Genomic DNA, 23310 nt, shown 5'->3' with positions numbered 1-23310 from the left:
CGCGCAACTATTACGTGACGTTGCAGTTAATTGTGGAATTATTATGAATAAACACGCATCACAGCCGCGCGCTATTTACTATGTCGTTGCGCTGCAAATCTGGGAATATTTTAGCTTTTACGGCATGCGTGCCCTGCTGATTCTCTATCTCACTAATCAACTAAAATACAACGATACTCACGCCTACGCGTTATTTAGCGCCTACTGTTCGCTGGTGTATGTCACGCCAATCCTCGGTGGCTTTTTGGCGGATAAAGTTCTCGGCAACCGTATGGCGGTGATGCTGGGGGCGTTATTGATGGCGATCGGACATGTGGTGCTGGGTGCCAGTGAGATCCATCCGTCATTCCTCTATCTGTCCCTGGCGATTATCGTTTGTGGCTATGGTCTGTTTAAATCCAATGTCAGTTGCCTGCTCGGCGAGCTGTATGAGCCAACCGATCCGCGTCGTGATGGCGGTTTCTCGCTGATGTATGCAGCGGGTAACGTGGGGTCTATTATCGCACCTATCGCCTGTGGCTACGCCCAGGAGGAGTACAGTTGGGCGATGGGCTTTGGTCTGGCGGCGGTTGGCATGATCGCGGGTCTGGTTATCTTCTTATGTGGCAATCGTCATTTTGCTCATACCCGCGGTGTTAACAAAGACGTACTGCGTGCGACAAACTTTCTCCTGCCCAACTGGGGATGGCTGCTGGTTCTACTGGTCGCAACGCCTGCGTTGATTACCCTACTGTTCTGGAAAGAGTGGTCGGTATACGCCTTGATTGTCGCGACTATCATTGGCCTTGGCGTTCTGGCAAAAATTTATCGCAAAGCAGAAAACCAGAAACAGCGTAAAGAGCTGGGGCTGATTGTGACGCTCACCTTCTTCAGTATGTTGTTCTGGGCCTTCGCACAACAGGGCGGTAGCTCGATTAGCCTTTATATTGATCGCTTCGTTAACCGCGATATGTTTGGTTATACCGTTCCGACCGCTATGTTCCAGTCGATTAATGCTTTCGCGGTCATGCTGTGTGGTGTGTTCCTGGCGTGGGTGGTTAAAGAGAGCGTCGCAGGTAATCGTACCGTGCGCATCTGGGGAAAATTTGCTCTTGGCCTCGGCCTGATGAGCGCCGGATTCTGCATTCTGACCTTAAGCGCCCGCTGGTCCGCTATGTATGGTCACTCTTCTCTGCCACTGATGGTGTTAGGCCTGGCGGTGATGGGATTTGCGGAACTGTTTATCGACCCGGTTGCTATGTCGCAGATTACGCGCATTGAAATCCCCGGCGTGACCGGCGTATTAACCGGTATTTATATGCTGCTTTCCGGCGCGATTGCGAACTATCTGGCGGGCGTGATTGCCGATCAGACATCGCAAGCTTCGTTTGATGCTTCCGGGGCGATCAACTACTCCATCAATGCATATATTGAAGTATTTGATCAAATTACATGGGGCGCACTGGCGTGTGTAGGACTGGTACTGATGATTTGGCTGTATCAGGCGCTTAAGTTCAGAAACCGCGCGCTGGCGCTGGAGTCTTAACAGGCCAGCACCGATGCCTGATAAGACGCTTAATGCGTTTTATCAGGCACCTTTCTTCGCTTCTTCATACGCTGCCAGCGTTCGCAGCCTTGCCTCTTTGTGGTCAACTATCGGTTGCGGATAATCCAGCTTCACACCTGCTTTCTCTGCCCACTTCCACGGTTCATGCACCGCTTTCCCTGGTACATCGCGCAACTCTGGTAGCCACCGGCGAATAAACTCGCCCTCGCGGTCAAATTTCTCGCCCTGGGTTGTCGGGTTGAAAATACGAAAATACGGCGCTGCATCAGTACCCGTAGAAGCCGCCCACTGCCAGCCACCGTTATTGGCTGCCAAATCACCATCAATCAGCTGCGACATGAAATACCGCTCGCCTTCGCGCCAGTCGATCAACAAATCTTTCACCAAAAAGCTTGCTGTAATCATCCGTAGCCGATTATGCATCCAGCCAGTGCTGTTAAGCTGACGCATGGCCGCATCAACAATCGGGTATCCCGTTTTGCCTTCCTGCCAGGCCTTTAAATGCGCGGGATTACTTTGCCACTGTACGCGATCGGTCCAGGCAATAAAGGGGCGATGCTTACACAGTGACGGGTGATACGTCATCAAATGACGGTAGAACTCGCGCCAGATCAGCTCATTAAGCCAGACGCTACCAGCCCCGCCATCCAGCGCATGCGGCTGTTCCGCCAACAGGCGATGCAGACACTGGCGAGGCGATAACCTACCCGTTGCAAGGCTTGCAGACAAACGGCTGGTGCCTTCCACTGCCGGAAAATCACGCTGCTGATCGTACTGACTCGCACCGTTCTGGCAAAACTGGCGTAATTGCGCAATCGCCGCTTTTTCTTCCACCGGGAAATGCGCGGTATCGAATGACTGACGAGGGTAATTCAGCGTAATAGATGGCGCGGGATCTAATGATCCGCTACTCCGAACTTTTGGCGCAGCGACGCACTCCGGCATCCCTTCCCGCAGCCGTTTCAGCCAGGCGTTTTTAAATGGCGTAAAGACTTTGTACATCTCATGATTGCCAGTCATCACCGCCCCCGGCGGCAGGATCACGCTGTCATCAAATCCTTCACACACCACGTTACGCAGCGTTCTCTCAACCTGCACATCCCGCGCCCGCTCATTCACCTCATACTGATAGTTATAAAACAGATGGGTAACACGGTTTTCCGCGCACACCTGTTTAACTATTTCGACGCTGGCGGCAAAGTCATCCACTTCATGAAACAGCAAAGGAATGCCTTTTTCCGCCAGCGCGATTTGTAGCCCGTTCAGTTGTGCATTGATAAATTCAGCCTGACGCGGCGACATATTATGCGCCGCCCACTGGCGTGGTGTAGCGATATACAACGCCAGCACGCGTGCAGACGAATTGCGGCAGGCGGCAGCAAGCGCGAGATTGTCGTGCAGACGTAAATCCTGGCGAAACCAGACCAGATGGGTAGTCATAAAACTCCTGCATGGCGCAAGTTAATCACCCGCGGCCAAAGTTCGAAATAACGCTGCTCTGAAAGCCAGGCGTCAGGATAAAGCGCCATATAGTGTTTGATACGCATCAGCGGCGCAAGAAGCGGTTGCTCGCCACGGCGATAACTGTCGATAAGCGCCGCCAGCTGCTGGCGTTCTGTGGAATCAATATGTGGGCGAAAATAACCCTGAACGTGCATCAAAACGTTGGTGTGATCGCGCGGGTTGGCGGGATGAGAAAGCAAAACAATTACGCGTTGGCGGTACTGGTTGTAATAGTCACCCAGATTTTGCCACTGGTGAATATCAGCCACAAACGGGCCAAGTTTGCGGTATTCCGGCTGGGAATGAGCCAGAAAGACGAGTTTATAGCGGCTGTGATAATCGAGAAGCGCCCCGCGCGTTAAGCCTCGCTCTTTAAGACGGTGTAACTCATGCAAAGCAAAAATGCGGATAAGGGTGCTGTCATCAAAAAGTTGTTGATTCATTACTACTCCTGGGCGGTTTACAGGAGTAAGTGTAGACGGCGGTACTGAAAAAACGAAACGAATAAATGATAACAGTAAAAAAATTCAATTATTCATAATAAATTTCATGGTGGCAAGAAATAGTTTCTTTTCTTCATCGCTCATGGCAGCAACGTTTAACATGTTGTCATCAAAATTATTGATGATATTTTTTAATTTCAGTAACTGCAAAGGAGAAAAATAGTCACTCCCGATGAGATTACTCAATACCAGCAATAGCTCCCCATCATATAAATAGCCCACCATAAGATTAATCTCTATCATCTCAATTGCTTTTTGTACAGCAAGCGCCGGTAAGATATTCTGACGAAGCATTTTGGCAATATCATTTTCATCCAGTTCATCGGGTGTTTTATCTAATAAAGAATTATACCAGTTTATTAAACCACTTTTGAAAGCGAACGAATCATATTGCAGGTGATAAATCTGTTTTAGGGTTTCTTTATTTTTCAATTTATAGTGCCTTTGTTTGCTATAATTTTTCTGAAATAACATCAGCGAGTTTGCTCAGGTGCAGGGATGACCGAAATTGTCATGTATTTTTTCAGTCTGGCTTCTCGTTTCACACCTTTCGGATCTGAACCAAAAGGAAGCGTCAAGCATGGTGAGTCAACGGTTTGGATTGTCCAGAGAGAATCACCAATGAATCTGAAATTGATGCTATCCGCTGTAACGGATAATCCCTCAAAACTTCCCGTCGCATACTCATTACCCAAACGTACGGTCTCTTTAACTCCATCGTTAACATCGATAAGGACAATTGTCAGTGATTCCTCAAAAATAACGTCATCCGTCAGAAAAAGGATATAACGCTGGTCATTAACCTGAATTGCCGCTTCCAGTATTTGCCCTGGTACAATAATACCTGTGTTATTGCCATTGAGCACAACGTCAGACTGAGCCTGAGATAAATCAGTCGCTTTGTGAACCTTGACCAACGATATCGAATTAACCTGTTGCATAATCAATTCCACAAGCGCCCCATTTCCCATGCGGCAAGTGCACCGCCGACAAAGCCGCCAATAAGTACGCAAACAGGTGCACCTGGACCACACACCAATCCTGCCATCGCGCCGCCTGCGACAGCTCCGGCAATAATATTCATCCGGGTACGACTGCCAGTGGTTTTAACAGATTTGCGCTCACCGTTACGTATCCTGCCACCACTCAGGTTGCAGACGCGGCAGTCACAGCCTTGACGGTGTTGAAACTAAAGTTCAGGTGATAGTCTGATGTTCATAGTTTGAGCATTATCCCCTGACAGAATCAAATCAAGCAGTGTCAATGATCACGTGTATATATCATTTAAAGCATTATCAAGCCAATCTTCCATGTTTTTAATTTTAGCCCGCGCATATAAATCATTCATAACATCCTCATAACTCTGTCCATCATTGACCATACAATTAGCTGTATGAGGCAGAACATGTATAAAATCAGACAATATAAAACAAGCCTTTGAATTTCCAGAGTTAGCTGCAATTCTGATATCAATCAATCCTCTGGCAATCAATTTAAGAATAACATCTTGCATTTTAATTTCCATATCATTCAGTTAAATTTCAGTAGTAAATCGTCTATCAAAAAAAGATGAAATTAACATTCATAAATTTATTACAATATGAAAATCAAAAATATACATCATCAGCTTCTACCGAAAACTCCATGGCTCCTAAGGCACCTAAATCAATACTAAATATAGTATCACTTTCCTTAGCACTCCCAACATAGATAAAATAGCCTAAATCTCCGTCTTGACCTATCAAAAAATAGTCAGGTTCCACTTGTTGAATATCATATGTTTCATTTCTTTCAATAAGATCAGAATAGTTATATAAATATAATGTTTCGTGCTTCTTATTAGTTATTTCATAGGTCTCACTATCTTTAATTTCTTCTATCAAAAAACGTTTATACACTGGAGGAAACTTGATTGACATGTCAAATTCAATTTTATTTATATATTCTATAATTTTATTCATGTTAAGAATACCTGAAAGATTATTTATTGATTATCTTGATGAATATATCTTCACTTTTTATTTTCATTTACTCATCGCGGAAATACACATTGCCTTGTAGACAAGCGCTAATAATACGTTATGAACCTGACTTCCGCCAGACAATCAATCAATGAATTCATTACGCCGTAGTGTTTTAGAAAGACACTTTCTGACCAGATGGTGAACCATATACTACATCGCGCATTATAAAAAAACCGCCAGCGTTTCCACTAGCGGTTTTCAATGTTTTCAAAACTCAGCAATCAGTAAAAATCACCGGTTGCCTTTTCGGCCTGATCCATCCACACCGGTTTATCGCTGGTTTTCGACCAGACGCGGTGCAGGTAGCTGTAAAAGCGGGCGCGGTCTTTCCAGAAAAGCATGAAAGGCAGCGCCAGAACGCCCGCTGCAACCGCATAAGTACGGCGTAAAAAGATAAGCCATGCAGGATATTCTCTGTAAAGTTCCATACTTTTCTCCCCCTTTTGTATCTACCCGGTGAATGGCACCGGAAAAATGAATTTGTTTATCTGATGAAAATAGTACCGCCTTTTGTGTAATTTTACTACTCATCCGACCACTTATTTTTGCTTATTGATGGTTTATTTACATTCATCCCGTAATTAAGTTACATAAAAGTTAAATTAATACTAAACATTAGTTAAATCATGGCTTTTGCCATTTTTATACTTTTTTTACACCCCGTCCGCAGATTTTTGCGAAATCTTTGCAGCCAGAATTCTACCCTTCCGGTATCACTTTTAGGCCACTGGAGGTGCACTGTGAGTGCAGGCGTGATAACCGGCGTATTGCTGGTGTTTTTATTACTGGGTTATCTGGTTTATGCCCTGATCAATGCGGAGGCGTTCTGATGGCTGCGCAAGGGTTCTTACTGATTGCCACGTTTTTACTGGTGTTAATGGTGCTGGCGCGCCCTTTGGGCAGTGGGCTGGCGCGGCTGATTAATGATATTCCTCTTCCTGGTACGACGGGCGTTGAGCGCGTACTCTTTCGTGTACTCGGCGTGTCTGACCGTGAGATGAACTGGAAGCAATATCTCTGTGCCATTCTCGGCCTGAATATGCTGGGGCTGGCAGTGCTGTTTTTTATGTTACTCGGTCAGCACTATCTGCCGCTTAATCCGCAACAACTGCCGGGGCTGTCGTGGGATCTGGCGCTGAATACTGCCGTCAGCTTTGTCACCAATACCAACTGGCAATCTTATAGCGGTGAAACCACGTTGAGCTATTTCAGCCAGATGGCGGGCTTAACGGTACAAAACTTTCTTTCTGCCGCCAGCGGGATTGCGGTGATTTTTGCCCTCATCCGCGCGTTTACCCGCCAGAGCATGAGCACACTCGGCAATGCCTGGGTCGATCTGCTACGCATCACGTTATGGGTGCTAGTCCCTGTGGCGTTGTTGATCGCACTGTTTTTTATTCAACAAGGTGCGCTGCAAAACTTTCTGCCCTATCAGGCGGTGAATACCGTTGAAGGAGCGCAACAGCTGTTACCCATGGGGCCTGTAGCTTCTCAGGAAGCGATCAAGATGCTCGGTACTAACGGCGGTGGCTTCTTTAATGCCAACTCGTCGCATCCGTTTGAAAACCCAACCGCACTGACCAACTTCGTGCAGATGCTGGCGATCTTCTTGATCCCAACAGCGCTGTGCTTTGCCTTTGGTGAAGTGGCAGGCGATCGCCGCCAGGGGCGCATGTTGCTGTGGGCGATGTCGGTGATTTTTGTCATCTGCGTAGGCGTGGTGATGTGGGCAGAAGTTCAGGGTAATCCTCATCTGCTGACGCTGGGTGCGGACAGCAGCATCAATATGGAAGGTAAAGAAAGCCGTTTCGGCGTGCTGGTCAGTAGCCTGTTTGCGGTCGTGACTACGGCGGCTTCCTGTGGCGCGGTGATTGCGATGCATGATTCGTTTACCGCTCTCGGTGGCATGGTGCCGATGTGGCTGATGCAAATTGGTGAAGTGGTATTCGGCGGTGTCGGTTCTGGTCTTTACGGCATGATGCTGTTTGTTCTGCTGGCGGTGTTTATTGCCGGGCTGATGATTGGTCGTACGCCGGAATATCTGGGTAAAAAAATCGACGTACGCGAGATGAAACTGACCGCACTGGCGATTCTGGTCACCCCAACGCTGGTACTGATGGGCGCAGCACTGGCGATGATGACCGACGCCGGACGTAGCGCCATGCTCAATCCTGGCCCGCATGGTTTTAGCGAAGTGCTGTACGCCGTGTCGTCCGCCGCTAACAACAACGGCAGCGCCTTTGCCGGATTAAGCGCCAACTCTCCGTTCTGGAACTGTTTACTGGCGTTCTGCATGTTTGTCGGTCGCTTCGGGGTGATTATCCCGGTGATGGCAATTGCCGGTTCGCTGGTGAGTAAAAAGAGCCAACCCGCCAGCTCCGGCACGCTGCCAACGCACGGCCCGCTGTTTGTAGGCCTGTTAATCGGCACCGTGTTGCTGGTTGGCGCACTGACCTTTATCCCTGCCCTGGCGCTTGGTCCGGTGGCGGAATATCTCTCCTGATGATATTGAGTGAGCACTGAATATGAGTCGTAAACAACTGGCGCTATTCGAACCAACACTTGTCGTTCAGGCGCTGAAAGAAGCGGTGAAAAAATTAAACCCGCAGGCGCAATGGCGTAATCCAGTGATGTTTATCGTCTGGATCGGCAGTCTGTTAACCACCTTTATTAGCATTGCAATGGCAAGCGGCGCGATGCCTGGCAATGCGCTGTTTGGCGCGGCAATTAGCGCATGGCTGTGGGTCACCGTACTGTTCGCTAATTTCGCCGAGGCGCTGGCAGAAGGCCGCAGTAAAGCGCAGGCTAATAGTCTGAAAGGAGTGAAAAAAACCGCCTTTGCCCGCAAACTGCGCGAACCGAAATATGGCGCTGCGACAGACAAAGCTCCTGCCGATCAGCTGCGTAAAGGCGATATCGTGCTGGTAGAAGCGGGCGATATTATCCCCTGCGATGGCGAAGTCATTGAAGGGGGCGCATCGGTCGATGAAAGCGCCATCACCGGGGAATCGGCACCGGTGATCCGTGAATCCGGCGGCGATTTTGCCTCCGTCACCGGCGGCACGCGTATTCTTTCTGACTGGCTGGTGATTGAGTGTAGCGTTAACCCCGGCGAGACATTTCTGGATCGGATGATCGCGATGGTGGAAGGCGCGCAGCGACGTAAAACGCCGAACGAGATTGCCCTGACCATTCTGCTGATTGCCCTGACTATCGTCTTTTTACTGGCAACCGCCACGCTGTGGCCGTTTTCCGCGTGGGGCGGTAATGCAGTCAGTGTAACGGTACTGGTGGCGCTGCTGGTCTGTCTGATTCCAACCACCATCGGTGGCCTGTTGTCAGCGATCGGCGTCGCCGGGATGAGTCGGATGCTGGGCGCGAATGTGATTGCCACCAGCGGGCGTGCAGTTGAAGCGGCGGGCGACGTGGACGTCCTGCTGCTGGATAAAACCGGTACCATCACCCTCGGTAACCGTCAGGCATCAGAGTTTATCCCTGCGCAGGGCGTAGAGGAAAAAACGCTGGCCGACGCAGCACAACTGGCTTCGCTGGCCGACGAAACGCCGGAAGGCCGCAGTATTGTGATCCTCGCCAAGCAGCGTTTTAACCTGCGCGAGCGCGATGTGCAGTCGCTTCACGCCACTTTTGTACCGTTTACTGCGCAAAGTCGAATGAGCGGGATCAATATCGACAACCGTATGATCCGTAAAGGTTCTGTCGATGCCATTCGCCGCCATATTGAAGCTAACGGTGGTCACTTCCCTGCCGATGTCGATCAAAAAGTCGATCAGGTTGCGCGTCAGGGGGCCACGCCTCTGGTAGTGGTGGAAGGTTCCCGCGTGCTGGGCGTTATTGCGCTGAAAGATATCGTCAAAGGCGGCATTAAAGAGCGCTTCGCCCAGCTGCGCCAAATGGGCATAAAAACGGTGATGATTACTGGCGATAACCGTCTGACTGCCGCCGCCATTGCCGCGGAAGCGGGCGTCGATGATTTTCTCGCTGAAGCGACACCGGAGGCCAAGCTGGCATTGATCCGTCAGTATCAGGCGGAAGGCCGTTTGGTGGCGATGACCGGCGACGGCACCAACGATGCTCCGGCGCTGGCGCAGGCAGATGTCGCGGTAGCGATGAACTCCGGTACTCAGGCGGCGAAAGAAGCGGGCAATATGGTGGATCTCGACTCTAACCCGACCAAGTTGATCGAGGTGGTGCATATTGGCAAACAGATGCTGATGACCCGTGGCTCGCTGACCACCTTCAGCATTGCCAACGATGTGGCGAAATACTTCGCCATTATTCCGGCGGCGTTCGCGGCAACGTATCCGCAGTTAAATGCGCTGAACATCATGCGCCTGCATTCGCCCGACTCCGCCATTCTCAGTGCGGTCATTTTCAACGCCTTGATTATCGTCTTTTTGATTCCCCTGGCGTTAAAAGGCGTGAGTTATAAACCGCTTACCGCTTCTGCCATGTTGCGCCGTAACTTATGGATTTACGGTCTGGGTGGGCTGCTGGTGCCGTTTATTGGTATCAAAGTCATTGATTTACTGCTGACCGTTTGCGGTCTGGTGTGAGGTTTACCATGCGTGGATTACGTCCGGCATTATCAACATTTCTCTTTTTGTTACTGATTACTGGCGGTGTTTACCCGCTGCTGACCACCGCGCTGGGGCAATGGTGGTTTCCCTGGCAGGCCAATGGTTCGTTGATTCGCGAAGGTGATACGGTGCGCGGCTCGGCATTAATCGGGCAGAATTTTACCGGCAACGGCTATTTTCATGGTCGCCCGTCGGCAACGACAGAAATGCCCTATAATCCACAGGCTTCTGGCGGGAGCAATCTGGCGGTCAGTAACCCTGAGCTGGATAAACAAATCGCTGCACGCGTTGCCGTATTACGGGCTGCTAACCCGGATGCCAGCACGAACGTTCCGGTTGAACTGGTGACGGCGTCGGCAAGCGGGCTGGACAATAATATTACCCCGCAAGCGGCGGTCTGGCAGATTCCTCGCGTGGCGAAAGCGCGTAATCTCAGCGTTGAACAGCTCACGCAGCTGATCGCAAAATACAGCCAACAACCGCTGGTGAAATATATCGGCCAGCCGGTCGTCAACATTGTCGAACTCAATCTGGCGCTGGATAAGCTTGATGAATAACGAACCCTTACGTCCCGACCCCGATCGTCTGCTGGAACAAACTGCCGCGCCGCATCGGGGGAAGCTGAAAGTTTTTTTCGGTGCCTGTGCAGGCGTCGGGAAGACCTGGGCGATGCTGGCAGAAGCCCAACGACTGCGGGCGCAAGGGCTGGATATTGTGGTTGGCGTGGTTGAAACTCACGGACGGAAAGATACCGCCGCAATGCTGGAAGGGCTGGCTGTTCTGCCGCTAAAACGCCAGGCGTACCGTGGGCGGCATATCAGCGAGTTTGATATCGATGCCGCCCTCGCCCGCCGTCCGGCGCTGATCTTAATGGACGAACTGGCGCACAGTAATGCGCCAGGTTCTCGTCATCCTAAACGCTGGCAGGACATCGAAGAGCTGCTGGAAGCGGGCATTGATGTTTTCACGACCGTCAACGTTCAGCATCTGGAAAGCCTGAACGATGTGGTCAGCGGCGTCACCGGAATTCAGGTGCGGGAAACCGTGCCCGATCCCTTTTTTGATGCTGCCGACGACGTAGTGCTGGTGGACTTGCCCCCGGACGATCTGCGTCAACGGCTGAAAGAAGGCAAAGTCTATATTGCCGGGCAGGCGGAGCGCGCCATTGAACATTTTTTCCGCAAAGGCAATCTGATCGCCCTGCGCGAACTGGCACTGCGCCGTACTGCCGATCGCGTAGATGAGCAAATGCGCGCCTGGCGGGGGCATCCTGGCGAAGAGAAAGTCTGGCACACGCGCGACGCGATTCTTTTATGTATTGGGCATAACACCGGCAGCGAAAAACTGGTCCGCGCGGCGGCGCGGTTGGCGTCACGGCTGGGGAGCGTCTGGCACGCGGTGTATGTTGAAACCCCTGCCCTGCACCGCTTACCGGAGAAAAAACGTCGGGCAATTCTCAGCGCCTTACGTCTGGCGCAGGAGCTGGGCGCGGAGACAGCAACACTTTCTGATCCGGCGGAAGAAAAAGCCGTAGTGCGTTATGCCCGTGAACATAATCTCGGCAAGATTATTCTCGGTCACCCGGCCTCGCGCCGCTGGTGGCGTCGGGAAACGTTTGCTGACCGACTGGCGCGCATCGCCCCCGATCTCGATCAGGTGCTGGTCGCGCTTGATGAACCACCCGCCCGCCCGCTTAATAACGCGCCGGATAGCCGCTCTTTTAAAGACAAGTGGCGGGTACAGATTCAGGGGTGCGTGGTTGCCGCCGCATTATGTGCCGTTATCACCTTAATTGCCATGCAGTGGCTGATGGCGTTTGATGCCGCCAACCTGGTGATGCTGTATCTGCTTGGCGTGGTGGTGGTGGCGCTATTTTATGGACGCTGGCCTTCGGTGCTTGCTACCGTCATTAATGTGGTGAGTTTCGATCTCTTTTTTATCGCCCCACGCGGCACGCTCGCCGTCTCTGATGTGCAGTATCTGCTGACTTTCGCGGTGATGTTAACCGTCGGGCTGGTGATCGGGAATCTTACTGCTGGCGTACGTTATCAGGCGCGGGTAGCCCGTTACCGCGAGCAACGCACACGACACTTATATGAAATGTCGAAAGCTCTGGCTGTGGGACGCAGTCCGCAGGACATCGCCGCCACCAGCGAACAATTTTTTGCTTCCACGTTTCATGCCCGCAGCCAGGTGTTGTTGCCCGATGACAACGGTAAATTGCAGCCGTTGACACATCCGCAAGGAATGACGCCGTGGGACGATGCCATCGCGCAGTGGAGTTTTGATAAAGGCCTGCCTGCGGGCGCGGGCACCGACACGTTACCCGGTGTGCCATACCAGATTTTGCCGTTAAAAAGCGGCGAGAAAACCTACGGGCTGGTGGTGGTGGAACCGGGGAATCTGCGCCAGTTGATGATCCCGGAACAGCAACGCCTGCTGGAGACGTTTACGTTGTTAGTCGCCAATGCCCTGGAACGCCTGACGCTGACCGCCAGCGAAGAACAGGCGCGGATGGCAAGCGAACGAGAACAGATCCGCAACGCCCTGCTGGCGGCGCTTTCGCATGATTTACGCACGCCGCTTACGGTGCTGTTCGGTCAGGCAGAAATCTTAACGCTCGATCTGGCAAGCGAAGGATCGCCTCACGCCCGCCAGGCCAGCGAGATTCGTCAGCATGTGCTGAACACGACCCGACTGGTGAATAATCTACTGGATATGGCGCGAATTCAGTCCGGCGGCTTTAATTTGAAGAAAGAGTGGTTAACGCTGGAAGAAGTGGTCGGCAGCGCGCTGAAAATGCTGGAACCGGGTTTATCCTCGCCCATCAATCTTTCTCTGCCAGAACCGCTGACCTTAATCCACGTTGACGGGCCACTCTTTGAACGGGTGCTGATTAATCTGCTGGAGAACGCGGTGAAATACGCGGGTGCGCAGGCCGAAATTGGTATCGATGCCCACGTTGAGGGCGAAAATCTACAACTGGATGTCTGGGATAACGGCCCCGGTCTTCCGCCAGGTCAGGAGCAGACGATATTCGATAAGTTTGCTCGTGGAAATAAAGAGTCGGCAGTGCCGGGTGTAGGGCTTGGGCTGGCAATTTGTCGGGCAATTGTGGATGTACACGGCGGCACCATTACCGCGTTCAACCGACCGGAAGGTGGTGCCTGTTTTCGTGTTACACTTCCCCAGCAAACTGCCCCTGAACTTGAAGAATTTCATGAGGATATGTGACAAACGTTCTGATTGTTGAAGATGAACAGGCTATTCGTCGCTTTCTGCGCACGGCGCTGGAGGGTGACGGTATGCGCGTTTTTGAAGCCGAAACGCTGCAACGGGGGCTGCTGGAAGCGGCGACTCGTAAGCCAGATTTGATTATTCTCGATCTCGGCCTGCCAGACGGTGATGGGATTGAGTTTATCCGCGACCTGCGCCAGTGGAGCGCGGTGCCAGTAATTGTGCTTTCCGCCCGCAGCGAAGAGAGCGACAAAATCGCCGCGCTGGATGCCGGAGCGGATGATTACCTGAGTAAGCCATTTGGCATTGGTGAATTGCAGGCCCGTCTGCGCGTCGCATTACGCCGCCACTCCGCCACCACCGCGCCCGAGCCGCTGGTGAAATTTTCCGATGTTACCGTCGATTTAGCTGCCCGCGTGATTCACCGCAGTGAGGAAGAGGTGCATCTCACCCCGATTGAATTCCGCCTGCTGGCGGTGCTACTCAACAATGCCGGAAAAGTGCTCACCCAGCGCCAGCTTCTCAACCAGGTGTGGGGACCAAACGCGGTCGAACACAGCCACTATTTGCGTATTTATATGGGGCATCTGCGACAAAAACTGGAGCAAGATCCCGCCCGCCCTCGCCATTTTATTACTGAAACCGGTATTGGGTATCGGTTTATGCCATGAATTATTATTCAATAAATACGCTTAACTAATTATTAATTTATTATTAAACCTGCCCCGAAAATTATTATTTGGCAGGTTTAATTTCTTAATGAAAATATAACCTACGAAATTGCAACATTTAAACAACAAAACAGCATCTAATATGGCGCTATTCATAATTAACGATTTATTATTTGGGGTGTGATCGTTTTTTGTTGATCTTCTTCACAGTTTATAGCCTTTTCATGGATAGAATAACTCTACCTTCAACTGACACAGCAAAAGGTAAAGGTAAATGGAAAATAATAACCGCTTAATGCCTCATATAAGGCGGACAACCCATATCATGAAGTTTGCCCATCGTAATAGTTTTGACTTTCATTTCTTTAATGCCCGTTAGTCTTCTGACTAAAGGGCACCCCAGCGTACAGGTCTCCCTGACTTTAAGCATTACAGGTTAATACCTGTATCCCTCGGTGCTCATATACTGCTAACCCTTTTAAACTCTAAATAATTCAAGTCGCAGCACTAGCAACTTGAAGTATGACGAGTATAGCCAGTTACCGGGCTGGTCTGGGTTATTGCATCTGCAAAAAGCAAACTACTGATTTATTTATCAGCGGTGGAGTTTTGCTTTTTTTCCGGCGTGATCGATTTCTCCTTTGAGAAATTGAGGACCTGCTATTACCTGAAATAAAGAGATGAACAAAATGTCAGAATTAAAAATTGCCGTTAGTCGTTCTTGCCCGGATTGTTTTTCCACTCATCGTGCATGCGTGAATATTGACGAAAGTAATTATATTGACGTTGCCGCCATTATTTTATCAGTCAATGATGTTGAACGTGGAAAACTCGATGAAATAGACGCTACTGGCTATGGCATTCCTGTTTTTATTGCAACGGAAAATGAAGAACGTGTACCAGCAGAATATCTGCCACGTATTACTGGTGTCTTCGAGCATTGCGAATCACGGAAAGAATTTTACGGACGTCAGTTAGAAACCGCCGCCAGCCATTATGAAACGCAGCTGCGCCCGCCCTTCTTCCGCGCACTGGTCGATTATGTCAATCAGGGCAATAGCGCTTTTGACTGCCCGGGTCATCAGGGGGGTGAGTTTTTCCGTCGCCATCCGGCAGGCAATCAGTTCGTGGAATATTTTGGCGAAATGCTCTTCCGCTCCGACTTGTGTAATGCCGACGTAGCAATGGGCGATCTACTGATTCATGAAGGTGCGCCATGCATTGCACAGCAACATGCGGCTAAAGTGTTTAATGCCGATAAAACGTACTTTGTTTTAAACGGCACCTCCTCTTCCAACAAAGTGGTTTTAAACGCCCTGCTAACACCGGGTGATCTGGTGCTGTTTGACCGCAATAACCATAAGTCTAACCACCACGGGGCCTTGCTACAGGCTGGTGCAACACCGGTTTATCTGGAAACAGCACGTAACCCGTATGGTTTTATCGGTGGTATTGATGCGCACTGCTTCGAAGAAAGTTATCTGCGTGAACTGATTAGAGAAGTTGCACCGCAACGGGCAAAAGAGGCGCGTCCGTTCCGCCTCGCTGTGATTCAGTTAGGCACCTACGACGGTACTATTTATAACGCCCGCCAGGTGGTGGATAAAATCGGTCATCTGTGTGACTACATCCTGTTTGACTCAGCATGGGTCGGCTATGAACAGTTTATTCCGATGATGGCGGACTGTTCGCCGCTGCTACTGGAGCTTAATGAGAACGATCCGGGTATTCTGGTTACGCAATCTGTACATAAGCAGCAGGCTGGTTTTTCTCAGACTTCACAAATTCATAAAAAAGACAGCCATATCAAAGGGCAACAGCGTTATGTACCGCACAAACGCATGAACAACGCCTTTATGATGCACGCCTCCACCAGCCCGTTCTATCCGCTGTTTGCCGCACTGGATATTAACGCCAAAATGCATGAAGGTGTCAGCGGTCGTAATATGTGGATGGATTGTGTGGTTAACGGTATTAATGCCCGCAAATTGATCCTCGATAACTGCCAGCACATTCGTCCGTTCGTTCCTGAACTGGTGGATGGTAAACCCTGGCAATCGTATGAAACAGCGCAAATTGCGGTTGATCTGCGCTTCTTTAAATTTGTACCCGGTGAGCACTGGCATTCTTTTGAAGGTTACGCAGAGAATCAATACTTTGTCGATCCGTGCAAACTGTTGCTGACAACCCCAGGTATTGATGCACGTAACGGCGAATACGAAGCGTTCGGTGTACCCGCGACGATTCTTGCTAACTTCCTGCGCGAAAATGGCGTAGTGCCGGAAAAATGCGATCTTAACTCCATACTCTTCCTGCTGACTCCGGCAGAAGATATGGCCAAACTTCAGCAACTTGTTGCCCTGCTGGTTCGCTTCGAAAAACTACTGGAAGCTGATGCGCCCCTGGCGGAAGTACTGCCTTCCATCTACAAACAGCATGAAGAGCGTTACGCCGGTTATACCCTGCGTCAGTTGTGCCAGGAAATGCATGATTTGTATGCCCGTCACAACGTGAAACAACTGCAAAAAGAGATGTTCCGTAAGGAGCACTTCCCACGCGTCAGCATGAATCCACAAGAAGCCAACTACGCCTATTTACGCGGTGAAGTGGAGCTGGTTCGTCTGCCGGATGCAGAAGGCCGTATCGCTGCCGAAGGTGCGCTTCCTTATCCTCCGGGTGTGCTGTGTGTTGTTCCGGGTGAAATCTGGGGTGGTGCTGTTCTGCGTTACTTCAGCGCTCTGGAAGAAGGGATCAACCTGCTGCCAGGTTTTGCACCGGAGCTGCAGGGTGTCTATATCGAAGAACATGATGGTCGTAAGCAAGTTTGGTGCTATGTCATCAAGCCTCGTGATGCGCAAAGCACCCTGTTGAAAGGGGAAAAATTATGAGTCAGGCTAAATCGAACAAAATGGGCGTCGTTCAGTTAACCATACTGACGATGGTCAACATGATGGGCTCCGGCATCATCATGCTGCCGACAAAGCTTGCCGAAGTTGGGACAATCTCAATAATCTCCTGGTTGGTGACAGCCGTAGGCTCAATGGCGCTGGCATGGGCATTCGCAAAATGCGGTATGTTCAGCCGTAAATCAGGCGGTATGGGCGGTTATGCCGAGTATGCTTTCGGTAAATCCGGTAACTTTATGGCGAACTATACCTACGGCGTCTCGCTGCTGATTGCTAACGTGGCGATTGCTATTTCGGCAGTTGGTTACGGCACCGAACTGCTCGGCGCGAGTTTGTCACCAGTGCAGATTGGTCTGGCAACCATCGGAGTGCTGTGGATTTGTACCGTGGCTAACTTTGGTGGTGCGCGCATTACCGGGCAAATCAGTAGCATTACCGTGTGGGGGGTCATTATTCCGGTGGTAGGCCTGTGCGTTATCGGCTGGTTCTGGTTTAGCCCGACACTTTACGTTGATTCCTGGAATCCGCATCATGCACCGTTCTTCAGTGCGGTAGGTTCTTCCATCGCCATGACGCTGTGGGCTTTTCTTGGTCTGGAGTCTGCGTGTGCGAATACTGATGTAGTGGAAAACCCGGAACGTAATGTGCCAATCGCGGTACTCGGCGGTACGTTAGGTGCGGCGGTGATTTATATCGTCTCCACCAACGTGATTGCCGGGATTGTGCCCAATATGGAGCTGGCAAATTCAACGGCACCATTTGGTCTGGCCTTCGCGCAAATGTTCACACCGGAAGTGGGTAAAGTCATTATGGCGCTGATGGTGATGTCCTGCTGCGGTTCGCTACTTGGCTGGCAGTTCACCATTGCCCAGGTGTTTAAATCTTCATCTGATGAAGGCTACTTCCCTAAAATTTTCTCCCGTGTAACCAAAGTGGATGCACCGGTTCAGGGGATGTTGACCATTGTGATTATTCAGAGTGGATTGTCACTGATGACCATTAGCCCGTCACTGAACAGCCAGTTCAACGTGCTGGTTAACCTGGCCGTGGTGACCAATATCATCCCATATATTCTGTCGATGGCGGCATTAGTCATTATTCAGAAGGTCGCCAATGTGCCACCATCAAAAGCGAAAGTAGCAAACTTTGTTGCCTTTGTTGGTGCGATGTACAGTTTCTATGCGCTGTACTCATCCGGGGAAGAAGCCATGCTGTACGGTTCCATCGTGACTTTCCTTGGTTGGACACTGTATGGTCTGGTATCACCACGCTTTGAACTGAAAAACAAACACGGTTAAAAAAAGCGAAATAAAAAAGGGCGATTGAATGATCGCCCTTTCTGTTTGTTGACAAAGAGTTCGTTATTTATGCCGCATCCGGCAGGTGTAGGGTCCAAACGCGGTCGAACACAGCAACTATTTGCGTAATTATATGAGGCATTTGCGACAAAAACTGGAACAGGATCTCGTCCGCCCCGCCATTTCATTACTGAAACCGGTATTGGGTATCGGTTTATGCTTTGAAAAAAGTGGCAATGTATGGATAAAGTCATTTTTTATTCAAATATAAGGAACTTAATATTTAAAAAATGTCCCATACAATGCCTCATCATAAATGACACCGTAGCACACAAGGAGCAAGTAGCGATGCGTGAAGTGAGTCAGTTAGTAAATACTGAAGATTCAGCCTGGACAATAATCCAGAATTGGTTAAAAGAAGCCACAAACCATGCCGAACTCTTACCGGTTAATAAAGATTTAGCCGAAACCGCACTTTATCAATTACAGGTTACAACAAAATCACCGATGGGTGCGCTTGTCTATGGCTCCGGAGGTCTGCTGATTGATAACGGTTGGTTACGCATAGCAGGCTCTGGTCACCCCCGGTTACCACGAGATCCAGCAAGTTGGACACAACGCCCTGAATTCGCAAGCGTGCGGGCTTTACCCATCGCCGATGATGTCGCAGGGGGAATTTTTGCTCTTAATGGTGGCGATCTTGGGGAAGATACTGGCTGCGTTTATTATTTTGCGCCAGATACGCTGAGTTGGGAAAGTCTGGAGGTTGGATATTCTGAGTTTCTTCAGTGGGCATTATCCGGTGATTTAGATACCTTCTATGAAAATGTACGCTGGCCGCAATGGCAAGAAGACGTAATAAAATTATCGGCAACGGAAGCCTTCACTTTCTACCCTTTCTTATGGGTACAAAGTGAAGAAGCAAGAACAAGAAAAGTTATTTCGCTTACTGAACTCTGGGAAATGCAGTATCAAATGAAAGAAACAATCACGCAATAAGACATGTTCAGGTCCGGGTTTCATTCCCGGACTCGCTATTTTAATGTGTGTTTATCGCTTTCAATTCTTGCTGGCAATTTTCTGACTGACAGCGTCGCAACTCAATAATCCCGACATGCATCATCGAGCCAAAAAATCCGCTTTCGCTGACATAATCCTCATTAACTATCGGTCGAGTGCCGGGCTTACCCTGGCAAATCCCCATAAAAAATGAGGTGTAGCATTGCCATTCAGGATTTAAACCGGTCTTTTCTTGTGCTGACATATCATGAAGATAAGTAAGTTCTTTTTCGTTCCCGCCTGACAACTGCCAGCGGCGGGTATTATCAGGTAAGTTATCGCCACGGCAATTTGTCTTACACCGGGAAGGCGCAATATTTACCGCAATGCTACCCGTTAATCCTCTGGTTTTATCTTTAGGGGTCAGTAACCAGTCACCAGCTAATGATGATTGTTCAGGTTGGGCGCATGCTGTCAGCAGTAGTGTGGCGGTAATTAATGCCACTCTGACGACCAGACTCCTTTTGGTCTTCATTCGGAATTCCCTTGAGCTATTCAGTTTGTTGGCAAAGTACTCGTTGTTCATGCCGGATGCGGCGTGAACGCCTTATCCGTCCTACAAAATAGTGCAAATTCAATATATTGCACCATCCTCGTAGGCCTGATGAACGTAGCGTATCAGGCTATCATAAGTAAAAAGGGCGATCTTCCGACCGCCCTTTTTCTTATTTAATGTGTTTACGCGTTTTTCAGAACTTCGCTAACAATCTCAACCGCTTCTTTCTCGATCTGCTTGCGATGTTCTTCACCGAGGAAGCTTTCGCAGTAGATTTTGTATGCGTCTTCCGTGCCTGACGGACGCGCGGCGAACCAGCCGTTGTCAGTCATCACTTTCAGACCGCCAATAGAAGCACCGTTGCCCGGTGCCGCCGTCAGGCGCGCGGTGATCGGGTCACCAGCCAGGGTGCTGGCGCTCACCATTTCCGGAGACAGCTTAGACAGCGCCGCTTTTTGTGCGGAAGTCGCAGCTGCCTGCAAACGGTTATAGCTCGGCGCACCAAAGCGTTTTGCCAGTTCGTTGTAGTGTTCCTGCGGGTTCTTACCAGTGACAGCGGTGATTTCCGCCGCCAGCAGACACATGATAATGCCGTCTTTATCAGTCGACCACGGCGTACCGTCGAAACGCAGGAAGGAAGCCCCCGCGCTCTCTTCGCCGCCAAAGCCAAAGCTGCCGTCGAACAGACCATCCACAAACCATTTGAAGCCTACCGGGACTTCTACCAGCTTACGGCCTAAGTCATTGACCACACGGTCGATCATCGCAGATGAAACCAGCGTTTTACCGACAGCAACATCTTTGCCCCACTGCGGACGATGCTGGAACAGGTAGTTGATCGCCACCGCCAGGTAGTGGTTAGGATTCATCAAACCTGCCGGAGTGACGATACCGTGACGGTCATAATCCGGGTCGTTAGCAAATGCCAGATCGAACTTATCACGCAGTGCCAGCAGGCCCGCCATCGCACACTCGGAGGAGCAGTCCATACGGATCGCGCCGTCTTTATCGAGGTGCATAAAGCGGAAGGTTTGATCGACCTGATCGTTAACGATGGTCAGGTTAAGGTTGTAATACTCGCCAATACGCTTCCAGTATTCGATACCGGAACCGCCCAGCGGATCAACGCCCAGCGTCAGGCCCGCTTTCTGAATCGCCGCCATATCAACGATATCGGCCAGACCTTCCACAAACGGCTGCACCAGATCCTGCTCTTTCACATGACCGGATGCCATCGCTTCGTCGAGGGAGATACGCTTCACACCTTTCAGGCCATCGGCCATCAGTGCGTTGGCCCTGTCCTCCACCACTTTGGTGACGTTAGTATCAGCCGGGCCACCATTTGGCGGATTGTACTTGATACCACCATCTTCCGGCGGGTTATGGGACGGTGTAATCACGATACCGTCTGCCAGCGGGCCACCTTTTTTATTGTGAACCAGGATGGCATTGGAAACGGCAGGCGTCGGAGTGAAGCCATTGTTTTCCTGCACAATAACATCTACGCCGTTCGCTGCCAGCACTTCCAGTACGGAAATGAACGCAGGCTCGGACAGGGCGTGAGTATCTTTACCCACATAGCAAGGGCCAGTGATGCCGTTTTTCGCACGTTCTTCAGCAATTGCCTGAGCGATCGCCAGAATATGCGGCTCGTTAAAGCTGTGGCGCGCTGCACTGCCACGGTGACCGGAAGTACCGAATTTCACCGCGTGCTCCGCATTCCCTGCTTCAGGTTTCAGTACATAATATTGCGCCGTCAGTTGGGCGACGTTAATCAAATCACTCTGTTGTGCAGGTTGGCCTGCACGATTGTGGATTGCCATTGCTTTGTCCTTTGTCTGCAACGTTTTAGATAGTTCCGCAAACCTTCTCAATCAATTCCGCCGGGAATTGCATCGACTGCATGATGTGTTCGATCATGCTGCATTTACGGCCGGTGTTGGTGTTGGTGATCACCCAATATGGCGTGCCTGGCACATGTTTCGGCTTGGTCTGATTACCATTTTTCAGCAGCGTTTGTTCATCTGCCGCAAAGTAAACGCGTGTACGACCGTGCAACGATTCCGTGGCCTCGGCAAACGCCTGGGCGTCAAGAGAATATAGTGTAGACAACAGCAGCATGAAGCGATTGACCGCTCGCTTTTGCTCTGCGTATTCGTCTGAAAGCAAAAGTTCACGCATTGCGCGAACCTTGTCTTTAATCGTTTTGACCGGCTTCGCTTCGACGATAGCAGGTGACGCAACGCGAACCTCTTTCGTCACCGGAGCAGCAGGCTGTGATGCGGCGGAAAATTTCAACATACGCCGTAAAATGTCGGATGCGCTCTCGCCGATATGCTTAGTGTGGCTGGCAATATAGCTGTAGAGTTCATCATCAACTTCAATCGTTTTCATCTTAATCCAGTGCAGTGTCTTAGCTGAATACAAGTCGCCAGGAGTATATGAATAAATCCCGGCAGCGGATAGCGTCAAGCCTGGCTTGCAGAAAAACTCGGATTAAACCTTATTTGTTGCAGCCCTGTGGCACAATGGTCAACATAATACCCTAACCCGACAACGCGAAAAAAAGAACTTTGCCATGAAATTGAATATCCGCGCGCAAACTGCACAAAACCAGCACAATAATTCTCCCATCGTTCTTGTCCATGGTCTGTTTGGCAGCCTCGACAACCTTGGCGTACTGGCTCGCGATCTGGTAAACGATCACAATATCATCCAGGTTGATATGCGTAACCACGGTCTTTCCCCGAGAGATCCGGTGATGAATTACCCGGCGATGGCGCAGGATCTTGTTGATACCCTGGATGCACTGCAGATCGATAAAGCGACATTTATTGGACACTCAATGGGCGGCAAAGCGGTGATGGCACTGACTGCACTGGCCCCCGATCGCATCGATAAACTGGTGGCGATTGATATCGCGCCGGTCGACTATCACGTACGCCGTCATGATGAGATTTTCGCGGCTATCAACGCAGTCAGTGAATCCGACGCGCAAACTCGCCAGCAAGCAGCGGCAGTAATGCGCCAGCATCTTAATGAAGAAGGGGTGATTCAGTTTCTGTTGAAATCTTTTGTTGACGGGGAGTGGCGCTTTAACGTGCCGGTATTGTGGGATCAGTATCCGCATATTGTGGGTTGGGAGAAAATCCCGGCATGGGATCACCCTGCCCTGTTTATCCCAGGCGGCAATTCTCCGTATGTTAGCGAGCAGTATCGTGATGATTTACTGACACAATTTCCACAGGCACGAGCGCATGTGATTGCTGGCGCGGGTCACTGGGTCCATGCTGAAAAACCGGATGCTGTATTACGCGCTATCCGTCGCTATCTCAATGATTAACGTAACTGATTAAAAACCCAGCGTCCGCGTCGCTTTCCGCGCGTGGGCGTTGGCGTGACTCATCGCGCTGATGTATTATGGCGCGCTATCCATCCGGGCAGGCGCCTGGCTGATTGTTTCCCCCGA

The 23310-nt window shown here is 50.4% G+C and carries 24 protein-coding genes and 1 pseudogene; 14 read left to right on the top strand and 11 right to left on the bottom strand.

Features of this window, described 5'->3' with window-relative positions:
• Positions 1-43 precede the first annotated feature (43 nt).
• Positions 44-1525, top strand: a complete 1482-nt coding sequence (gene dtpD, locus BEB54_RS19655; RefSeq protein ID WP_105277496.1) for a dipeptide permease DtpD — start codon at positions 44-46, stop codon at positions 1523-1525.
• 42 nt (positions 1526-1567) lie between these two features.
• Here dtpD and phrB read toward each other — a convergent pair whose 3' ends face one another.
• The 8 genes from phrB to BEB54_RS19620 all read right to left on the bottom strand — a co-directional run bounded on the left by phrB (position 1568) and on the right by BEB54_RS19620 (position 6004).
• Positions 1568-2986 carry a deoxyribodipyrimidine photo-lyase gene (phrB, locus tag BEB54_RS19650; RefSeq protein WP_105277495.1) on the bottom strand — a complete coding sequence of 473 codons (1419 nt, stop codon included), beginning with the start codon at positions 2984-2986 and terminating at the stop codon, positions 1568-1570.
• Positions 2983-3492 (bottom strand): YbgA family protein, encoded by a 510-nt coding sequence (locus BEB54_RS19645; RefSeq protein WP_105277494.1) that lies wholly within the window; start codon positions 3490-3492, stop codon positions 2983-2985. Before BEB54_RS19645 ends, phrB begins: the two co-directional genes overlap by 4 nt.
• Before the next feature lie 84 nt (positions 3493-3576).
• The gene (locus BEB54_RS19640; protein ID WP_039021242.1) at positions 3577-3984 is read right to left on the bottom strand and encodes a contact-dependent growth inhibition system immunity protein; all 408 of its coding nucleotides are present in this window, start codon (positions 3982-3984) and stop codon (positions 3577-3579) included.
• Between the two features lie 41 nt (positions 3985-4025).
• Positions 4026-4493, bottom strand: coding sequence for a hypothetical protein (locus BEB54_RS19635; protein WP_001188052.1), 468 nt, complete (start codon positions 4491-4493; stop codon positions 4026-4028).
• Between the two features lie 2 nt (positions 4494-4495).
• Positions 4496-4636 (bottom strand): hypothetical protein, encoded by a 141-nt coding sequence (locus BEB54_RS28850; RefSeq protein ID WP_157943798.1) that lies wholly within the window; start codon positions 4634-4636, stop codon positions 4496-4498.
• A 183-nt stretch (positions 4637-4819) separates the two neighbouring features.
• The gene (locus BEB54_RS19630) at positions 4820-5077 is read right to left on the bottom strand and encodes a hypothetical protein (RefSeq protein ID WP_002431428.1); all 258 of its coding nucleotides are present in this window, start codon (positions 5075-5077) and stop codon (positions 4820-4822) included.
• An 82-nt stretch (positions 5078-5159) separates the two neighbouring features.
• On the bottom strand, positions 5160-5513 hold the full coding sequence (locus BEB54_RS19625; protein WP_001033417.1) for a hypothetical protein: 354 nt from the start codon (positions 5511-5513) through the stop codon (positions 5160-5162).
• A 284-nt stretch (positions 5514-5797) separates the two neighbouring features.
• The gene (locus BEB54_RS19620; RefSeq protein ID WP_000424924.1) at positions 5798-6004 is read right to left on the bottom strand and encodes a YbfA family protein; all 207 of its coding nucleotides are present in this window, start codon (positions 6002-6004) and stop codon (positions 5798-5800) included.
• Between the two features lie 312 nt (positions 6005-6316).
• On the opposite strand from BEB54_RS19620, the gene kdpF reads away from it, so the two are divergent.
• The 12 genes and pseudogenes from kdpF (at position 6317) to BEB54_RS19565 (ending at position 19285) form a co-directional block, all read left to right on the top strand.
• Positions 6317-6406 carry a K(+)-transporting ATPase subunit F gene (gene kdpF / locus BEB54_RS19615; RefSeq protein ID WP_001272653.1) on the top strand — a complete coding sequence of 30 codons (90 nt, stop codon included), beginning with the start codon at positions 6317-6319 and terminating at the stop codon, positions 6404-6406.
• Positions 6406-8079 carry a potassium-transporting ATPase subunit KdpA gene (gene kdpA / locus BEB54_RS19610; RefSeq protein WP_032183673.1) on the top strand — a complete coding sequence of 558 codons (1674 nt, stop codon included), beginning with the start codon at positions 6406-6408 and terminating at the stop codon, positions 8077-8079. The genes kdpF and kdpA overlap by 1 nt, the downstream gene beginning before the upstream one ends.
• Before the next feature lie 22 nt (positions 8080-8101).
• On the top strand, positions 8102-10150 hold the full coding sequence (kdpB, locus tag BEB54_RS19605; protein ID WP_105277493.1) for a potassium-transporting ATPase subunit KdpB: 2049 nt from the start codon (positions 8102-8104) through the stop codon (positions 10148-10150).
• Positions 10151-10158: 8 nt separating this feature from the next.
• Positions 10159-10731, top strand: a complete 573-nt coding sequence (gene kdpC, locus BEB54_RS19600; RefSeq protein WP_088542191.1) for a K(+)-transporting ATPase subunit C — start codon at positions 10159-10161, stop codon at positions 10729-10731.
• Positions 10724-13408 (top strand): two-component system sensor histidine kinase KdpD, encoded by a 2685-nt coding sequence (gene kdpD / locus BEB54_RS19595; RefSeq protein WP_105277492.1) that lies wholly within the window; start codon positions 10724-10726, stop codon positions 13406-13408. Before kdpC ends, kdpD begins: the two co-directional genes overlap by 8 nt.
• Positions 13405-14082 carry a two-component system response regulator KdpE gene (gene kdpE / locus BEB54_RS19590; protein ID WP_000186081.1) on the top strand — a complete coding sequence of 226 codons (678 nt, stop codon included), beginning with the start codon at positions 13405-13407 and terminating at the stop codon, positions 14080-14082. Before kdpD ends, kdpE begins: the two co-directional genes overlap by 4 nt.
• 164 nt (positions 14083-14246) lie before the next feature.
• Entirely contained in the window at positions 14247-14378 is a 132-nt protein-coding gene (locus BEB54_RS29810; RefSeq protein ID WP_103253904.1) for a TonB-dependent receptor, read from the top strand.
• Positions 14357-14461, top strand: coding sequence for a leader peptide SpeFL (speFL, locus tag BEB54_RS28650; protein ID WP_001312672.1), 105 nt, complete (start codon positions 14357-14359; stop codon positions 14459-14461). Before BEB54_RS29810 ends, speFL begins: the two co-directional genes overlap by 22 nt.
• A 310-nt stretch (positions 14462-14771) precedes the next feature.
• Positions 14772-16970, top strand: coding sequence for an ornithine decarboxylase SpeF (gene speF / locus BEB54_RS19580; protein ID WP_032183711.1), 2199 nt, complete (start codon positions 14772-14774; stop codon positions 16968-16970).
• Positions 16967-18286: a putrescine-ornithine antiporter gene (gene potE, locus BEB54_RS19575; RefSeq protein WP_105277491.1), complete on the top strand. Its 1320-nt coding sequence runs from the start codon at positions 16967-16969 to the stop codon at positions 18284-18286. Before speF ends, potE begins: the two co-directional genes overlap by 4 nt.
• A 91-nt stretch (positions 18287-18377) precedes the next feature.
• Positions 18378-18511, top strand: a pseudogene (locus BEB54_RS29395) (winged helix-turn-helix domain-containing protein); the annotation flags it as partial.
• A gap of 123 nt (positions 18512-18634) precedes the next feature.
• Complete coding sequence (locus BEB54_RS19565) at positions 18635-19285, top strand: DUF2625 domain-containing protein (protein ID WP_105277490.1); 651 nt, start codon at positions 18635-18637, stop codon at positions 19283-19285.
• A 40-nt stretch (positions 19286-19325) separates the two neighbouring features.
• Here the strand turns inward: BEB54_RS19565 and BEB54_RS19560 are convergent, their stop codons facing one another.
• The 3 genes from BEB54_RS19560 to seqA all read right to left on the bottom strand — a co-directional run bounded on the left by BEB54_RS19560 (position 19326) and on the right by seqA (position 22235).
• On the bottom strand, positions 19326-19820 hold the full coding sequence (locus tag BEB54_RS19560) for a hypothetical protein (RefSeq protein WP_000851056.1): 495 nt from the start codon (positions 19818-19820) through the stop codon (positions 19326-19328).
• Positions 19821-20023: 203 nt separating this feature from the next.
• Positions 20024-21664 carry a phosphoglucomutase (alpha-D-glucose-1,6-bisphosphate-dependent) gene (gene pgm / locus BEB54_RS19555; protein ID WP_001295675.1) on the bottom strand — a complete coding sequence of 547 codons (1641 nt, stop codon included), beginning with the start codon at positions 21662-21664 and terminating at the stop codon, positions 20024-20026.
• Positions 21665-21689: 25 nt separating this feature from the next.
• A complete protein-coding gene (seqA, locus tag BEB54_RS19550; protein ID WP_000848387.1) occupies positions 21690-22235 on the bottom strand; it encodes a replication initiation negative regulator SeqA in 546 nt (181 codons plus the stop codon).
• A 184-nt stretch (positions 22236-22419) separates the two neighbouring features.
• Between seqA and ybfF the strand changes: the two genes are divergently transcribed.
• The gene (gene ybfF, locus BEB54_RS19545) at positions 22420-23184 is read left to right on the top strand and encodes an esterase (RefSeq protein WP_105271851.1); all 765 of its coding nucleotides are present in this window, start codon (positions 22420-22422) and stop codon (positions 23182-23184) included.
• Positions 23185-23310: the final 126 nt, after the last annotated feature.

The sequence above is a fragment of the Escherichia sp. MOD1-EC6021 genome (assembly GCF_002965245.1).
GTDB classification, from domain to species: Bacteria; Pseudomonadota; Gammaproteobacteria; order Enterobacterales; family Enterobacteriaceae; genus Escherichia; species Escherichia coli_F.
This window is presented reverse-complemented; position numbering and strand designations above follow the sequence as displayed.

Excerpts from the sequence above, each read along its gene's own strand:
- BEB54_RS19565 (WP_105277490.1), top strand. The coding sequence starts at position 18,635 with ATGCGTGAAGTGAGTCAGTTAGTAAATACTGAAGATTCAGCCTGGACA.
- kdpD (WP_105277492.1), top strand. The coding sequence starts at position 10,724 with ATGAATAACGAACCCTTACGTCCCGACCCCGATCGTCTGCTGGAACAA.
- BEB54_RS19645 (WP_105277494.1), bottom strand. The coding sequence starts at position 3,492 with ATGAATCAACAACTTTTTGATGACAGCACCCTTATCCGCATTTTTGCT.
- ybfF (WP_105271851.1), top strand. The coding sequence starts at position 22,420 with ATGAAATTGAATATCCGCGCGCAAACTGCACAAAACCAGCACAATAAT.
- BEB54_RS19635 (WP_001188052.1), bottom strand. The coding sequence starts at position 4,493 with ATGCAACAGGTTAATTCGATATCGTTGGTCAAGGTTCACAAAGCGACT.
- pgm (WP_001295675.1), bottom strand. The coding sequence starts at position 21,664 with ATGGCAATCCACAATCGTGCAGGCCAACCTGCACAACAGAGTGATTTG.
- kdpA (WP_032183673.1), top strand. The coding sequence starts at position 6,406 with ATGGCTGCGCAAGGGTTCTTACTGATTGCCACGTTTTTACTGGTGTTA.
- BEB54_RS19620 (WP_000424924.1), bottom strand. The coding sequence starts at position 6,004 with ATGGAACTTTACAGAGAATATCCTGCATGGCTTATCTTTTTACGCCGT.
- potE (WP_105277491.1), top strand. The coding sequence starts at position 16,967 with ATGAGTCAGGCTAAATCGAACAAAATGGGCGTCGTTCAGTTAACCATA.
- BEB54_RS28850 (WP_157943798.1), bottom strand. The coding sequence starts at position 4,636 with ATGAATATTATTGCCGGAGCTGTCGCAGGCGGCGCGATGGCAGGATTG.
- dtpD (WP_105277496.1), top strand. The coding sequence starts at position 44 with ATGAATAAACACGCATCACAGCCGCGCGCTATTTACTATGTCGTTGCG.
- speFL (WP_001312672.1), top strand. The coding sequence starts at position 14,357 with ATGGAAAATAATAACCGCTTAATGCCTCATATAAGGCGGACAACCCAT.
- phrB (WP_105277495.1), bottom strand. The coding sequence starts at position 2,986 with ATGACTACCCATCTGGTCTGGTTTCGCCAGGATTTACGTCTGCACGAC.
- BEB54_RS19560 (WP_000851056.1), bottom strand. The coding sequence starts at position 19,820 with ATGAAGACCAAAAGGAGTCTGGTCGTCAGAGTGGCATTAATTACCGCC.
- seqA (WP_000848387.1), bottom strand. The coding sequence starts at position 22,235 with ATGAAAACGATTGAAGTTGATGATGAACTCTACAGCTATATTGCCAGC.
- speF (WP_032183711.1), top strand. The coding sequence starts at position 14,772 with ATGTCAGAATTAAAAATTGCCGTTAGTCGTTCTTGCCCGGATTGTTTT.
- BEB54_RS19630 (WP_002431428.1), bottom strand. The coding sequence starts at position 5,077 with ATGGAAATTAAAATGCAAGATGTTATTCTTAAATTGATTGCCAGAGGA.
- kdpB (WP_105277493.1), top strand. The coding sequence starts at position 8,102 with ATGAGTCGTAAACAACTGGCGCTATTCGAACCAACACTTGTCGTTCAG.
- BEB54_RS19625 (WP_001033417.1), bottom strand. The coding sequence starts at position 5,513 with ATGAATAAAATTATAGAATATATAAATAAAATTGAATTTGACATGTCA.
- kdpC (WP_088542191.1), top strand. The coding sequence starts at position 10,159 with ATGCGTGGATTACGTCCGGCATTATCAACATTTCTCTTTTTGTTACTG.